Annotated in this window: 18 protein-coding genes and 1 tRNA gene; 6 read left to right on the plus strand and 13 right to left on the minus strand. The window is 38.1% G+C overall.

Going from position 1 to position 14,249, the window contains the following annotated elements:
• The 3 genes from recO to rnc form a co-directional block, all read right to left on the minus strand.
• Window positions 1-665 (minus strand): DNA repair protein RecO (recO, locus tag P8M52_RS00520; protein ID WP_300305774.1); only part of this gene is annotated, 665 nt, incomplete at its 3' end.
• Entirely contained in the window at window positions 658-1,542 is an 885-nt protein-coding gene (gene era, locus P8M52_RS00525) for a GTPase Era (protein ID WP_300305776.1), read from the minus strand. The genes recO and era, both read right to left, overlap by 8 nt.
• Window positions 1,539-2,204: a ribonuclease III gene (rnc, locus tag P8M52_RS00530; RefSeq protein WP_300305778.1), complete on the minus strand. Its 666-nt coding sequence runs from the start codon at window positions 2,202-2,204 to the stop codon at window positions 1,539-1,541. The genes era and rnc overlap by 4 nt, the downstream gene beginning before the upstream one ends.
• A gap of 73 nt (window positions 2,205-2,277) precedes the next feature.
• Between rnc and cas6 the strand changes: the two genes are divergently transcribed.
• On the plus strand, window positions 2,278-2,949 hold the full coding sequence (cas6, locus tag P8M52_RS00535) for a type I-MYXAN CRISPR-associated protein Cas6/Cmx6 (protein ID WP_300305781.1): 672 nt from the start codon (window positions 2,278-2,280) through the stop codon (window positions 2,947-2,949).
• Window positions 2,950-3,043: 94 nt separating this feature from the next.
• Window positions 3,044-4,075, plus strand: a complete 1,032-nt coding sequence (locus P8M52_RS00540; RefSeq protein WP_300305783.1) for a thioredoxin fold domain-containing protein — start codon at window positions 3,044-3,046, stop codon at window positions 4,073-4,075.
• Between the two features lie 17 nt (window positions 4,076-4,092).
• On the opposite strand, the gene P8M52_RS00545 is transcribed toward P8M52_RS00540, so the two are convergent.
• From P8M52_RS00545 to P8M52_RS00575, 8 genes are all read right to left on the minus strand, one after another.
• Window positions 4,093-4,422 carry a zinc ribbon domain-containing protein YjdM gene (locus tag P8M52_RS00545; protein ID WP_300305811.1) on the minus strand — a complete coding sequence of 110 codons (330 nt, stop codon included), beginning with the start codon at window positions 4,420-4,422 and terminating at the stop codon, window positions 4,093-4,095.
• Window positions 4,423-4,425: 3 nt separating this feature from the next.
• Entirely contained in the window at window positions 4,426-5,280 is an 855-nt protein-coding gene (thyA, locus tag P8M52_RS00550) for a thymidylate synthase (RefSeq protein WP_300305813.1), read from the minus strand.
• Window positions 5,277-6,050, minus strand: a complete 774-nt coding sequence (gene lgt, locus P8M52_RS00555) for a prolipoprotein diacylglyceryl transferase (RefSeq protein WP_300305815.1) — start codon at window positions 6,048-6,050, stop codon at window positions 5,277-5,279. Before lgt ends, thyA begins: the two co-directional genes overlap by 4 nt.
• A gap of 284 nt (window positions 6,051-6,334) precedes the next feature.
• On the minus strand, window positions 6,335-6,577 hold the full coding sequence (locus P8M52_RS06765) for a DUF6868 family protein (RefSeq protein ID WP_363320135.1): 243 nt from the start codon (window positions 6,575-6,577) through the stop codon (window positions 6,335-6,337).
• A 39-nt stretch (window positions 6,578-6,616) separates the two neighbouring features.
• Window positions 6,617-6,937 carry a DsrE family protein gene (locus tag P8M52_RS00560; protein WP_300305817.1) on the minus strand — a complete coding sequence of 107 codons (321 nt, stop codon included), beginning with the start codon at window positions 6,935-6,937 and terminating at the stop codon, window positions 6,617-6,619.
• A gap of 526 nt (window positions 6,938-7,463) precedes the next feature.
• Window positions 7,464-7,540 (minus strand) — tRNA-Arg (locus P8M52_RS00565).
• A gap of 38 nt (window positions 7,541-7,578) precedes the next feature.
• Complete coding sequence (locus P8M52_RS00570) at window positions 7,579-7,890, minus strand: metalloregulator ArsR/SmtB family transcription factor (RefSeq protein ID WP_300305819.1); 312 nt, start codon at window positions 7,888-7,890, stop codon at window positions 7,579-7,581.
• A 27-nt stretch (window positions 7,891-7,917) separates the two neighbouring features.
• Complete coding sequence (locus P8M52_RS00575; protein ID WP_300305821.1) at window positions 7,918-8,526, minus strand: ABC transporter substrate-binding protein; 609 nt, start codon at window positions 8,524-8,526, stop codon at window positions 7,918-7,920.
• A gap of 102 nt (window positions 8,527-8,628) precedes the next feature.
• Here P8M52_RS00575 and P8M52_RS00580 point away from each other — a divergent pair, with 102 nt between their 5' ends.
• From P8M52_RS00580 to P8M52_RS00590, 3 genes are read left to right on the plus strand one after another with little or no spacing between them, the layout of a single operon-like run.
• Complete coding sequence (locus tag P8M52_RS00580) at window positions 8,629-9,966, plus strand: S41 family peptidase (protein WP_300305823.1); 1,338 nt, start codon at window positions 8,629-8,631, stop codon at window positions 9,964-9,966.
• A gap of 3 nt (window positions 9,967-9,969) precedes the next feature.
• Window positions 9,970-10,740, plus strand: a complete 771-nt coding sequence (locus P8M52_RS00585) for an AAA family ATPase (RefSeq protein ID WP_300305826.1) — start codon at window positions 9,970-9,972, stop codon at window positions 10,738-10,740.
• A gap of 1 nt (window position 10,741) precedes the next feature.
• Window positions 10,742-11,590 carry a ParB/RepB/Spo0J family partition protein gene (locus P8M52_RS00590; RefSeq protein WP_300305828.1) on the plus strand — a complete coding sequence of 283 codons (849 nt, stop codon included), beginning with the start codon at window positions 10,742-10,744 and terminating at the stop codon, window positions 11,588-11,590.
• Here P8M52_RS00590 and lepB read toward each other — a convergent pair.
• Window positions 11,587-12,474, minus strand: a complete 888-nt coding sequence (gene lepB / locus P8M52_RS00595) for a signal peptidase I (RefSeq protein ID WP_300305830.1) — start codon at window positions 12,472-12,474, stop codon at window positions 11,587-11,589. The genes P8M52_RS00590 and lepB overlap by 4 nt on opposite strands.
• A gap of 78 nt (window positions 12,475-12,552) precedes the next feature.
• Between lepB and P8M52_RS00600 the strand changes: the two genes are divergently transcribed.
• Entirely contained in the window at window positions 12,553-12,879 is a 327-nt protein-coding gene (locus P8M52_RS00600; RefSeq protein ID WP_300305832.1) for a TusE/DsrC/DsvC family sulfur relay protein, read from the plus strand.
• A 68-nt stretch (window positions 12,880-12,947) separates the two neighbouring features.
• Here P8M52_RS00600 and aroA read toward each other — a convergent pair whose 3' ends face one another.
• Window positions 12,948-14,249 (minus strand): 3-phosphoshikimate 1-carboxyvinyltransferase, encoded by a 1,302-nt coding sequence (gene aroA, locus P8M52_RS00605; protein WP_300305834.1) that lies wholly within the window; start codon window positions 14,247-14,249, stop codon window positions 12,948-12,950.

Below are 14,249 nucleotides of genomic sequence, written 5' to 3' on the forward strand. Positions count from 1 at the left end.
CTTTTTAATGGCTTATCGCCTAACAATACGCTTAAACGTTGTCGATTCAGATCACGACATACCTTTAATTGATCCTTATTTGGCAAATCTTCAAGTGATTCTGATAACAACTGATTTAACAAATTTCCTGATATTTTACCTATGCTACTCTGGCTAAAACCAGATTGCGGTTGATATTCATAAAATGCATTTTTGTCGATTGATAACCCGCCAACGTCTTGTGAAAAATCAAGTGCATAGCCGAGCTCTGATAACAAATTATTTTCAAACAATCTTAATGACCAATATCGAGTATCTTGCTCTAAATTAGAAACCTGGTTAACAAACTGTTTGTAAAATTCAAACAATTCAGGATATGGGTCATGCTCATGTAACAGGCGAGAAACCAGCTCATTAACATACATGCTCAAAATCAACGCTTCGCCTGTTATATTTCTAGGGGTGTCGTCCACCTCCCAGTTGCTTAGAGTTTTAAGATCTCCTTTGCCAGAAAAGGAAATATTAAGATGTTGAAACATTTGGATATTGGTTTTTGAACTACGAAGCCCCCTACCCACTAAGCGGATCTTGCCGTGATCTTGAGTAAAAAAATCAAGTAATAATGAGCTATCTTTGAATGACCTACGATGAATCAGAAAAGCGGGGGTTAGATCGACTTTAGTCATACCCTAATGAAGCTAAGGCGCGCTTGTCATCTGACCAGCCGGTAGAAACTTTAACCCATAATTTAAGGAATACTTTTCTATCTAAAAAACCTTCAATGCTTTGACGAGCTTCGGTGCCAATGAGTTTTAACATTTCGCCTTTATTACCAATTACGATATTTTTTTGTGAAGCTTTATCAACAAAAATCCTAGCGGAAATTCTTTGCATATTGCCGTCTAACTCGTACTGTTCAATCTCAACTGTTAAGTCATAAGGTAATTCATCGGCCAAATGGCGCATCAACTTCTCACGAATAAATTCAGCCACCACAAATTTTTCAGATCGATCAGTAATAAAATCTGGATCAAAAATCATTTCTTGCTCTGGCAAATGTTTTAAGATTAATGCTCTTAAAGCAGCCGTATCTTTCTTGCTAAAAGCTGACAATGGAAACATGTCAGTAGCCTGATACTTTTGTCCGACTTTTTCTAAAAATGGCAATACTTCTTGCGGTGTTTTTAACTTGTCAACTTTATTAATACACAAAATTACCGGCACATCAACTTGTGACACATGCTCCAATACTCGCGAATCTTCCTTAGTCCATTTGCCCGATTCAACCAACCAAAGAATCATATCAACATCTTTCATGCTGGAGCTTGCTGCTCGATTCATATAAGAATTAATGGCTTTTTTATTGCCCATATGGATACCGGGCGTATCCACAAATACCATTTGATAATTATCACGAGTATCAATCGCATGAATACGATGGCGTGTGGTTTGTGGACGGTGTGAAGTGATTGACAGCTTTTGCCCAATCAACTCGTTAATAAGGGTAGATTTGCCCACATTAGGGCGTCCAATAACGGCAATAAATCCTGATTGAAAACTCATAAGGCGATTAATTTATCTAATAAAATTTGAGCACAAGACTGCTCTGCTCTTTTAATACTTTTGGCTGATTGCTCAATCTGCATGGCTTGATCTTGCAAAACACATTTCACACTAAACACGGCGTTATGGTCCTTACCAACTGTTTTAACCAGCTCATAGCTTGGCAAGGTATTGCCACGCTTTTGTAAGTACTCTTGTAATTGGGTTTTAGGATCCTTAAGGGAATCGTTCGGATTAATATCATCTAACAAGTCACGATATAAATCTAAAATAACCCTATTAACTGTTTCAAAATCCGAATCTAAGAATACCGCACCAAATACCGCTTCCACTGCGTCTGCTTGGATAGATTCACGTCGATAACCACCACTCTTTAATTCGCCTGGACCTAAAATAAGTATGTCAGATAATTCAAGCTCTCCAGCAATCTGTGCCAATGTTTGTCCTCTAACTAAGTGAGATCGCAGTCGAGATAATTTACCTTCATCGACATGGTCAAAGCGCTTATAAAGCTCACGAGAAATCACCACCCCTAAAATACTATCACCTAAAAATTCTAAACGCTCGTTATTATTCTTACCCATAGAGCGATGAGTAAGTGCCAACTTAAGTAAAGCAATATCTTTAAATTGATAATTAATTTTTTGCTGTAATTTATCCATTACTTGTATTGGGTTTTAATGTGTTTAATACGTTTATAATTAGCGCTATTATAAATTTGAGTTCATAATCCTCATGTTTTGGCAAGAAGATATTAAAGAAGAACATTTTACGCTTCCTGACGATGTGCAAGATGCTGTGTTCAATATTCATTCTAAAGTTTTACCGATTGATCATGCTTATATACTCTCACAAGCACTACTATCTGAACTACCCTGGCTGAGTGAAGTTAATGCTGGTATTCACGATATTAGTGTGGCTGATGGCAATGGCTGGGAACAAGACCACGAGTCTGGCTTTTATTACCCCTCTAAACGATCAAAATTAAGCATACGCATCCCTAAAGAAAAACTGGGCGATATTCAGTCACTGTTGGGAAAAACGCTCGATTTAGGCGAATATCAAGTTAAGATTGTAAAAATACTAGAACCCAAACTAATGAGCGACATGCAAATCGTATTTGCTAAGTACGTGGCTTGTGATGAAAACGCCAGCGAAGAGGATTTTTTGCAAACTTCTTTTGATCAACTACAAGCACTCGGCATTCATCCCAAAAAAATGATGGCCGGCCTGGAAAGAAAAATCACCACCCCTGACGGCATTATTCACACACGCTCTTTGATGGTGGCTGACTTACGAAAATCAGAATCTGTCAAACTACAAGAGCAAGGTATTGGTGAACATCGTTTACTGGGTTGTGGTTTGTTTGTGCCGCAAAAAGGCATTGAAAGTGTCGATGCAGTTTAACAAGAAACACAATCTTGCATTAAGCTCACTTTAGTATTACAATCAAATCATCTATCAACATATTCACTGGTCAACATATTCACTAGGGAGGGGTATGCGAATTTTATTTCTAATTGTTTCTTTATTGTTCTTTCAGCCTTCACTTGCAGCGCCTGAGGTTAAAGAAGGCGACTACTTTGGCGCCAAAGTTGTTGACGTATTGCCTGACTGGTTTAAAACCACATTCATGGATTTTTCTGAAGACTTAGAAGAGGCTACCGATGAAAATAAGCATGTGATGATTTACTTCCACCAGAACGGCTGCCCTTATTGTGCAAAACTGGTGGAAGATAACTTTAGCGATGAGGCCATTATTGCCAAATTACAAAAAGATTTTGATGTCATTGAAACCAACATGTGGGGTGACAGAGATTTGGTTGATTGGACCGGTAAAGAGTTTAGCGAAAAAGAATTTTCAGCCTTTATGAAAGTACAATTTACCCCTACCATCCTATTCTTAAACTCTAAAGGTAAAATCGTACTTCGACTAAACGGTTATCAATCCATCGATAAAATGCACGCCACGCTTGATTACATTTCTAAAAAAACTTACTTTAATCAATCTTATGCAAGCTATATTAACAGCCTAAAAAAAGACAAATCTGGCACGCTTAACGCTCACCCTATTTTCGAATCTGGCCCGCATATGTTGTCACGTAGTGAACGCTTTCCAGCGCATAACTATTTAGCAGTTTTCTTTGAAGAGCCTAATTGTCCTGAGTGTGATGTTTTTCACCAAACACTGATGCAGCTTGATCAAACCAAAGATCTATTTAAATCAATGCAGGTAGTGCAGCTCAATGCCTTGTCAGACGAAAAACTCATCACCCCATCAGGTAAACGTACAACCGCATCACAGTGGTATGACGACTTAAAACTTACCTATAAACCAGCCGTTGTTTTCTTTGACAAACAAGGAAAAGAAATTATTCGCAAAGACGCTTTCTTTAAAGAATACCACTTCACTGGCATTATTGAATATGTCGCCACCGAAGGCTATAAGCACCAATCAAACTTCCAACGTTACCTTGAAGAGCGTTCAGATAAGCTTCGCGCTAAAGGTGTTACGGTTGACATTTGGAAATAGTCGTACTTAATAAAAAACTATACCTTCTTCACAAACTCAGATTTAAGCTTCATGGCACCGTGCCCAGGGATTTTGCAGTCAATGTTGTGATCGCCTTCACATAGGCGAATGTTTTTAACTTTAGTACCAACTTTAACGGCATTCGAAGTGCCTTTGATTTTAAGATCTTTAATCACACTTACCGTGTCACCATCTACAAGCACATTGCCGTTAGCATCTTTAACCACTTCTTCTTGATCAATAAGATCATCCGCTGAGAATTCATAAGCACATTCTGGACACATCAGAAGGTTGCCATCTTCATACACATATTCAGAATTACATTTTGGGCAATTAGGTAAACTCATTAGTTAAACCGTAAATGGATACTTAACAGGATCATGATGCTCATAACCAACCAGCTCAAAATCATCCATGGTTACCCAAGTTTCTAGATCTTCAAGGGTTTTAATTTTGGGATTAATTTTTAATGATGGTAGAGGTAATGGCTCGCGGTCAACTTGTTCGTTTTTAAAGATTTCCACTTGGTTTTCATACAAGTGCACATTGGATAAATGATGGCGCATTTTTTTGGCTTTTTTGCCCGTAATCTGTGCGGTAATTAATAATAAAAATGCTACTTGAAAGTGATTAAACGGCTGACCCAATGCATAGTCACTACTACGTTGATAACTCTCTAAATATAGATCATCACCCAACAAATTAAAGTGATGGGTATGCATGCACGCCGGCAAGCAAGCACGATGAATCAGATTGGGGTGATTAAAGGTCATGATCTCACGACGATCATCCACACCATTGGATAAATCCGTTACAATTTTTTTGTATTGATCCAGTGGCTCATCATCTTCAATCCCTGGAAAGGCACGCCCTATGACACCATAACACATGCCCATATCATCCTCACCTTTGCGGTGTGGGTTATCAAGCCATGCTTGGTTATCATTGGCATTGGCATTCCAAGTATTACAGCCTATTGCTCTAAACTGTGCGGCATTATCGTAGCCACGAATATAGCCCAACATTTCAGCAATAGCTGATTTCCAGAACAGCTTTTTGGTGGTAATAACGGGTACAGTGCCATCACTTAGATCATGTTCAAAAGTCGCGCCAATAATGGCCAATGTTTTTTGCCCAGTACGTGCATTAGATAACCACACACCTTCGTCTAAAATTCGCTTACCAATATCTATGTATGCTTTCATGCTTGTTGTTTATTTGATTTGTAAAATAAATAAATGCCAAAAATAATCATTGGCAAACTTAATAACTGCCCCATGGTTAACCAATCAAAAGCTAAATAACCTAGCTGTACATCTGGCACTCGGACGAATTCAATTATAAATCTAAACAAGCCGTAAAAAATCAAAAATAAAGCCGAAACTGACATTAAAGGGCGTGGCTTACTACTAAACACCCAAAGAATAATAAACAGTACCAGGCCTTCTAAAAAAGCCTCATACAATTGTGAGGGATAACGACTCACGCCTTGCTCTTGAATATACATACCTAATGGGCTGGTAGTAACCTTACCCCAAAGCTCACCATTGATAAAATTACCCATTCTGCCAAAACCTAGCCCCAATGGAACTAGTGGCGCAACAAAATCCATCGTAGCAAAAAAAGTTTTATCGTATTTACGATTAAATAAAACCATCGCCAACAGTACACCTAAAAAGCCACCATGGAATGACATGCCACCGCCCTGAATAGCAAAAATTGACAATGGATCAGATAAAAAATTAGGTAAGTTATAAAACAACATGTATCCGATTCGGCCACCAAGCACAACGCCGAGTGCACCATAGAAAATCATATCTTCTGTTTGCTGTGTGTTCCAATCAGGCAGTTGTTTGGCGCGAGAATTGGCCAATAAATAAGCGGCTAAAAAAGCCATTAGATACATTAGCCCGTACCAGTAGATTTGTACAAAACCTAAATCTAGGGCAATAGGATTAATATCAGGGTAAATCATGATTGATTAAGATGGTGCGCTCGAGGTGAATTCATTACCTATATAGTGTCCTAGCACCTTGGTATAACAATGGAAACCATGATAAACACTGCAATCTTATTAGTCAAGAAGGTTTTTCTTGGTCTATAAGAAAAATACTTCAAGTGTACTAAATTTGTACTTCAAATGTGACAATAAAAACCTCAGATTTAAGACCCTACCCCACCCCTTTTAGAAGTTAGGTCGGCAGAGAAAACTGGGTTAGATATGAGATTTAGTTATTTTGATTAGCTAATAGAAACTCTTTAAGTAATTATCAATAAAACCAAATAAGGCACTAAAAGAAAGAAATATATAAATAATTTATAAAGACCCATTCCACCATAGTGAATTGAGTTGAATGATTCTCTTTTAATAGGAATAAAGTAATTGCCCTTTTCATATACAAAATCTGGGTATTTTTTAACTAAAAAAGCCCACACGATAAGTATAGTCAAGTTAATAATTAGATTCCAACCTAAGAAGCTTTGCCACATTTCTATTGTCATAAAAACCTCCTTATTTACACCAACTTAATTTCTTACCACCTAGAAAGTAAGTACTCTGTCTGATTCTTCGATAATAAGATGTAAATCTTCTAAGGTTGACATTGGACACATATCTGAAGATTCAGATTTCCTAATCTTTAGACAAGTACCACAAGCAAATATCTCTCCATTGGCATCAACAAAAGATTGCATCTGTTCAGAGACTTTAAATTGCTTGTTATCTAGTGTTTCACTTTCAACACCTTTTGCTAATAAGAACACTCTAACACTGTCTCCTTTTCCTAAAGAGAAGACACCTAGTCTAAATGCATTAAAGACTGTCTCAGGGTCGTTAGAATAAATCACTATTCCTAATTTCATAATCTTCTCTTTATTTACACCAACTCAACTTATTCCTTTTAGGTGATATTCTTACGTTTCCTTTTTCCACCTATTTTTCCCATCCTCTATCAACTTAGCTTTGTAGTTCTTATAGTTTTGAGTGGTATGTACTGTCTCTTTACCTGTCCTAATGTTCAGAACACCTTGTCCCTCTCTAGTTTCCGCACTACTACCAACAGGCACTCCCTTTATTGGGGGTCTATTATCTATGTGAACCCTACAGCCGTATTCATTCTCTGTTAGGTTCGTATTAATTGGCTTCTCAAACATCATCTTCTCCAAATAATCATCTTGTTTTCCATTCTACGCCTTAAACAACTATAAAAAGAATGAATAGTTTTGAATGACTAACTACTTAGAGAGAATTGCCGTCTACCCTCTTTACAAGTGAGGTCGGCAAGGAAACTGGGTTAGATGTGAAATTTAGTAATTTTGATTGTGTACAGAATTTGTACTAAATAAGTAATTTGTAATAACTTAAAAGGTTGTAAACCCTTATGGGAATTGGTGCGCTCGAGGTGATTTGAACACCCGACATTTGGCTTCGGAGGCCAATACTCTATCCAGCTGAGCTACGAGCGCATGTTTTGTGCGAAAGTAGTTAAAGTGTGTAATTCTAATTAGTCGTCTTCAGAGCAGAATACTGCTTGCATGTTAGCAACTAGTTTCAAAATTTTAGTATCTTTAACTTTGCATAAAATTTTATTACCATCACGCCGAGATTCAACAATATCTTTAGTTCTAAGAATATCAATGTGTTGTGAAATATTTGACTGTGAAGATCCAACTTGCTTAACAATCTCTAACACTGGCAGTTCATCATTTTTAAGTGCGCATAAAATCTTTAAGCGCAATGGGTGTGCCATCGCTTTTAAAGCTTTGGTCGCCTTCTCAATATCTTCTTCTTTTTCCAACAAAGTCATTTCACTCATTACTAATCCCCATTCATTCTTATTTAATTAAATTCTGCCCAGCATGCCATAAACGCCATATCTTCTTGCCTTAATTACCACCATTCTTTGGTAATAATTAATTAAGCTGTCATGGTTAAGTGCAATATCAAAAATTTGCCACTTGCTAGTAGATTGACTCTTATGAAACGATAAATCAAGATTAAAGCCAAATCTAGAGTAACCACGCGCTTTAAGTTTTACAATGATGTTGCCGCCCATCACTGGTCTTGCGGAAATAAAATTAAACGAGCTTGAGCGACTCTGAGCTAATCTTGATAATAAAGTTGTAATAATGTTTTGCTTTAATCTGTTTGAGAAAAATTTTGTTTCGTCTTCACTTAAGCTTACATTACTAACCAATAACACTTCATTGGCAATATGATCAAAATCAAACAGTGGAGCGATTTCTGAATCAACTAAGAATTTCACCATTTGCGGTGAGTAGCTTGTTGCAGTTGTTAACTGGTTAAGTTTAACAATGGTTGATTGAATAGTTTGAACAGGGCCGTCTTCTGTTGTTTGTGTTGCTTCTGCCACAACCCCCTCTTCATTTGCATATACTACTGACGAAAGCAACACGCTTAATGCCAATAAAACAATATTCAATCTTTTCATTTTTTCTCCATAACCTAAAAATAAAACCAAGTAAAATCCAAAATAACCCGTGGACATTTCACAGTATTATATTTAAACTTCTTATAAGCAAACAATTATATTATGACTTTCTTTAACTTTTTTAAACGCTCTGTATTTTTAGTGGCTTTTTGCGCCTTTTTTACCACCACTCCAGCTTACGCTCAAACCGAAGCTGAAAAACAAAGACTGAATGATTTTTTCCAAGATTTAGAGTCATTCACTAAAGTTTTTAGCAACATTAAACAACTGTATGTTGACGAAGTTACTAATAAAGAATTATTCGAAGATGCAATTAAAGGCATGGTGACTGGTCTAGATCCTCACTCTAACTATCTAAAACCTAAGGAACAAAAAAATCTACTTGAAAGTGCTTCAGGTAAATTTGGTGGTCTAGGTATTGTGATTGGTATGAAAGATGACGCTATCCAAGTCATTTCCCCTATCGATGATACACCCGCTTATCGAGCAGGTATTCAAGCGGGTGATCTGATTGTAAAAATTGGTGACAAGCCTGTACGCGACATGACACTAGAAGATGGCGTTAATCTGATGCGTGGCGAACCGGGTACAGATGTTCAAGTAACCATTGTACGTAAAAACAAAAAGCCATTTGTTGTTGATATTACACGTGAGATTATTACCATCACTTCAGTTAAAGGTTATATGCTAGAAAAAGATATTGGTTATATTCGTGTTTCCAGCTTTCAAAATCCAACCGCTGACTTGTTAAAAGAAACACTAGATAAATTGGTTGAGAAAAATGATGGATATTTAAAGTCGTTAATTCTTGATCTGAGGAATAATCCTGGTGGCGTATTAGAGGGTGCGGTTGATATCGCCAACTTATTTATTGATAAAAAAGGTTTGGTGGTTTATACCGAAGGCCGCATTCCAAGCTCAAATCTTGAGTTTAAAACTGAGCCTGGTGACATCATGCTAGACTCTCCAATTGTGGTGCTAATCAACGAAGGCTCGGCCTCAGCCTCTGAGATTGTTGCTGGCGCTCTGCAAGATCATAAGCGGGCTGTTATCATGGGCAGCACTTCTTTTGGTAAAGGCTCTGTTCAAACCATTGTTGAGCTTGATGAAGGCTATGGTTTAAAAGTCACCACAGCGCGCTATTACACACCATCGGGCCGCTCTATTCAAGCCAAAGGTATTGAGCCAGACATTGCTTTAAAAAATATCAGCCTTGAAAATGAAAAAGAAGACAGTGTACTTGGCGATACCAAAGAAAGTGACTTGAATGGCCACCTAGAAGTGGAAGACCCTTCCCAGTTATCTGATGAAGAAATCTTAACAGCACAAGAAAATAAAAAATCCGAAGAAGCTGAAAAAGCCATTGAAAAACTTAAGAAGGATTATTTTGTGCACGAGGCAACAAACCTATTGAAAGCCTTAACTGTTTTGGGTAAGTAGCGAATGGCAATTGTTCTTTCAGTTGCAAATCAAAAAGGTGGCGTGGGTAAAACCACCACGGCTGTTAATTTGAGCGCCGCCCTGAAAGCCATAAATAAACGAGTATTACTGATTGATATAGACCCTCAAGGCAATGCCACAATGGGTTGTGGTGTTGATAAATACACCTTAGAAAATTCTGTATGTGAGTTGCTATTAGACGAATGCAGCATTGGCGAGGCAACCGTACATGCCTCTAGTGTTGAGATTGATGTACTACCTTCTAACACCGATTTAATTGCTGCAGAAATCGCTCTACTCAAACGCGACAACTCAGAATACAAATTAAAAGAAGCGCTGGACAAAGTTAAAGACAAATACGATTATGTAGTGATCGATTGCCCGCCTTCGCTTAACATGCTGACAATTAACGCTTTTACTGCGTCTAATGGTATCATCATCCCAATGCAATGTGAGTACTACGCCTTAGAGGGTTTAACTGCGCTCATACAAACCATTGAGAAAATCCAAGCCACCACCAACCCTGATTTGGACATTACAGGCATTATCCGCACTATGTTTGACACACGTAACAATTTGTCTAACGAGGTGTCAATTCAGTTATTACAGTATTTTTCGCACAAAGTATTTAAAACAATCATCCCTAGAAATGTAAAATTAGCCGAAGCACCAAGTTTTGGTCAAGCGGCAATTAACTACGCTAGATCATCCAAAGGGGCAATTTCATACGTTTCACTAGCAAGTGAAGTAATTAGAAAAACATCGATAAACTAAAATGGCAAAAATTTCAAAACTAGGTCGTGGATTAGATATTTTGCTGGGGCAAGTGTCTTCTGCAGATAATCAATCTAACTCCGAACACAACCTTAAATTACTGAGTGTTAACGCACTACAGCGTGGAAAATTCCAGCCTAGGGATGATATTGACCCTGACACGCTTAATGAGCTTGCTAATTCAATTACCTCGCAAGGCGTTATTCAGCCGCTGGTTGTTCGTAAAGTTACTTACGATAAGTACGAAATCATCGCTGGTGAAAGACGTTGGCGTGCAGCCAAAATCGCAGGCTTGGATGAAGTTCCAGCCATTGTTCGAGAGATTGATGACCAAGTTGCTTTGGCGATTGGCCTGATTGAAAACATTCAGCGTGAGTCGCTCACACCACTTGAAGAAGCCAAAGCACTTCAGAAATTGATTGAAGATTTTAAAATGACTCACGAAGAGATTTCTCACGTGGTGGGTCGTTCTCGTTCTGCCGTGAGTAATTTAATTCGTTTACTGCAACTAAATGAATCGGTTAAGCAGCTGCTAGGCAGTGGAAAAATAGAAATGGGCCATGCGCGTGCATTATTACCCCTTAAAGAAGATCAGCAATTCGATGTAGCTAATCAGGTGATTCAGCGCTCTTTGTCGGTTCGCCAGACTGAAGATTTGGTTAAACGCGTACTCAATCCAAAGCCAAAAAAATCCACTGAAGTAGATCCTCACATTACATCATTAATGCAGTCTCTTAGCAAAACACTAGATTCAAAAACTGAGATAAAGCAAAACAACAACAAAGGTAAGATTATTATTCATTACTCATCTTCTGATGAGCTTAATAGCATCCTAAAACATATTAATTAATCAAAGCCACCGACTCTATCTAATTTTAAAGAGTCGTCGTAATGCATCCAAATACCGAAGGCTTTACCAATAATATACTCTTCTGGTACAAATCCCCAAAAACGAGAATCGCTACTACGAGCGCGGTTATCGCCCATCACAAAGTAATGCCCTGCTGGCACTCTTAGCTCAGGTGTAGATTGAGAATGGCGCTCTGGATCTAGCAAGATATCATGTGGGTTGTTATCTAGTTGTTCGCGCTTATGTGTAAAGCCCGTCATCTGTACGCCTGACTCAACACCTTGGTAAGTGCCCAAGTCTTGATAAGCGATCTTTTCTTCATTAACGCGAAGATGGTCTGACGAATAACTAATAACATCGCCGGGTAAGCCAACCACACGCTTAATAAAATCAGCGCCTTTATAGTCTGAATTTTTTTCATAGTTCGGATATCTGAAAACAACAACATCGCCTCGCTCTGGTTTTTTAAATTCAACAATTTTCTTATTAAGCACCGGCAAGCTAATGCCGTAATCAAACTTACTTACCAAAATAAAATCACCTGTTAATAAAGTTGGCATCATTGAGTTTGATGGGATTCTAAACGGCTCTACAACAAAACCTCTAAGCAAAAATACCAACAACAATACTGGATAAAATTCAGCTGACCACTGTACTAACTTAGGGCGGTGAAGATATTTTTCTGACTTATTAAATCTTAAAAAACAAACAAAATAGAACCACTTTCCAATAAATGATTTCTTCTTCTGCTGGTCTATTTTCGCACTCGAATTACCACCAAATAAAGCGTCAACAAAAACAATGGTAAAGGCAATAACTAAAAATAATGCCAAGTAAGAAGAGACGTCCCAAGCAAAAAATGATGATGCGTTTTCAATAGTCATAATAAAAAAGTGGTAAATTATAAAAAAGGATATTATATAATGTTTCTTTTTATAGTTTTTCACATTGGAGAAAGTTAGATGGCATTAGCTGATTTAGAAAGAGACGATCATGGTTACTTAGTTGACCTTAACGCATGGAATGAAGATATCGCTGCAGAATTTGCAGAAGAGGAAGGTGTTAACCTGACTGACGAAAGTTTTAAATTAATTAACTTCTTGCGTGATGAGTACATCAATAACAACGCTAACCAGCCAAATGAGCGCAACATGGTTAAAGGCTTGAAAGGCGATTGGGATGGTAAATTAACCACTAAAGAGTTATACACTTTATTCCCTAAAGGTCCTGCTAAACAAGCTGGAAAGATTGCAGGTTTGCCAGAGACAAAACGTAAAGGCGGCTACTAGGATTTTTTTAAAAATTCTGTAAAAGCAAAAAGGCGCTCAATGAGCGCCTTTTTATCGTCTAAAAGTCTTTATACTTCTGTAATATCCATACCAGCAGAGTTGGATAATTCGACAAAATTTGGGAATGAAGTCATTACATTATCTACACCATTAATTTCAATTGGATGGTTACATCGTAAAGATGCCACAGCAAATGACATTGATATACGATGATCATGATGTGATTCAATCATATCGGTTGGTTTTTGAAAAACACCGCCTTGGATTTTAATACCGTCTTCCAGTACCTCGTTTTTAATGCCTAGGATATCTAAACCGTCTGCCATCACTTGAATTCTATCCGACTCTTTAACACGCAACTCTTTTGCACCTGTTAGCACTGTTTCGCCCTGGGCGCAACTCGCAGCAATAAATACTGCTGGAAACTCATCAATCGCCAATGGAACTAAATCTTCCGGAATCTGAATGCCTTTTAATTCTGATGATTGGATACGAATATCAGCTAACAATTCACCGCCAATTTCACGCTCGTTTGACAAAGTAAGGTTTGCGCCCATTAGTTGCAAGATATTAATCACACCTGTACGTGTCGGATTAACATTAACACCTGTTAAAGTCACATCAGACTGTGGTGCAATCGCTGCAGCCACCATAAAGAATGCTGATGAAGAGATATCACTTGGTACTTGAATTTCAGTTGCTGTTAGTTCACCGCCACCAGTTAAACACATTTTGTTGTTATCAACATTAACCTCATAACCCAAGCCTTTTAACATGCGCTCGGTATGATCACGTGTTGGTGCTGGCTCAGTAACACATGTTTGCCCCTGCGCGTATAACCCAGCCAATAACACACAAGACTTTACTTGTGCAGAGGCTACTGGTAGGTCATATGTAATACCTTTAAGTGGTTGCCCACCTTTAATCTTGAGTGGTGGCTTACCATCGTTACTATCAATCACTGCACCCATCTCAGTCAATGGGTTAATAACTCTACCCATTGGGCGCTTTGAAAGTGATTCGTCACCAATCAGCTCACAATCAAAATTCTGTGCAGCTAAGATACCTGACATAAGTCGAATAGAAGTGCCGGAGTTGCCCAAATCAAGTGGCTCTGAAGGTTTCTTTAAACCATTGATACCAACACCATAAATAGTAACATTGTCACCTTCACGCTCAATTTTAACGCCCATTGCCTGAAAAGCCTTCAAGGTAGACAAGGCATCCTCACCTTCTAAAAAACCAGTTACTTTAGTAATGCCATCGGCCAATGACCCCAGCATGATAGAGCGGTGAGAGATTGACTTATCGCCCGGTACTTTAAGGTTGCCTGACAATGAATGTGCCGGTTTGGCAATAAATTTACTCAT

The sequence above is a fragment of the Candidatus Thioglobus sp. genome, from assembly GCF_029243085.1.
Classification (GTDB): Bacteria; Pseudomonadota; Gammaproteobacteria; order PS1; family Pseudothioglobaceae; genus Thioglobus_A.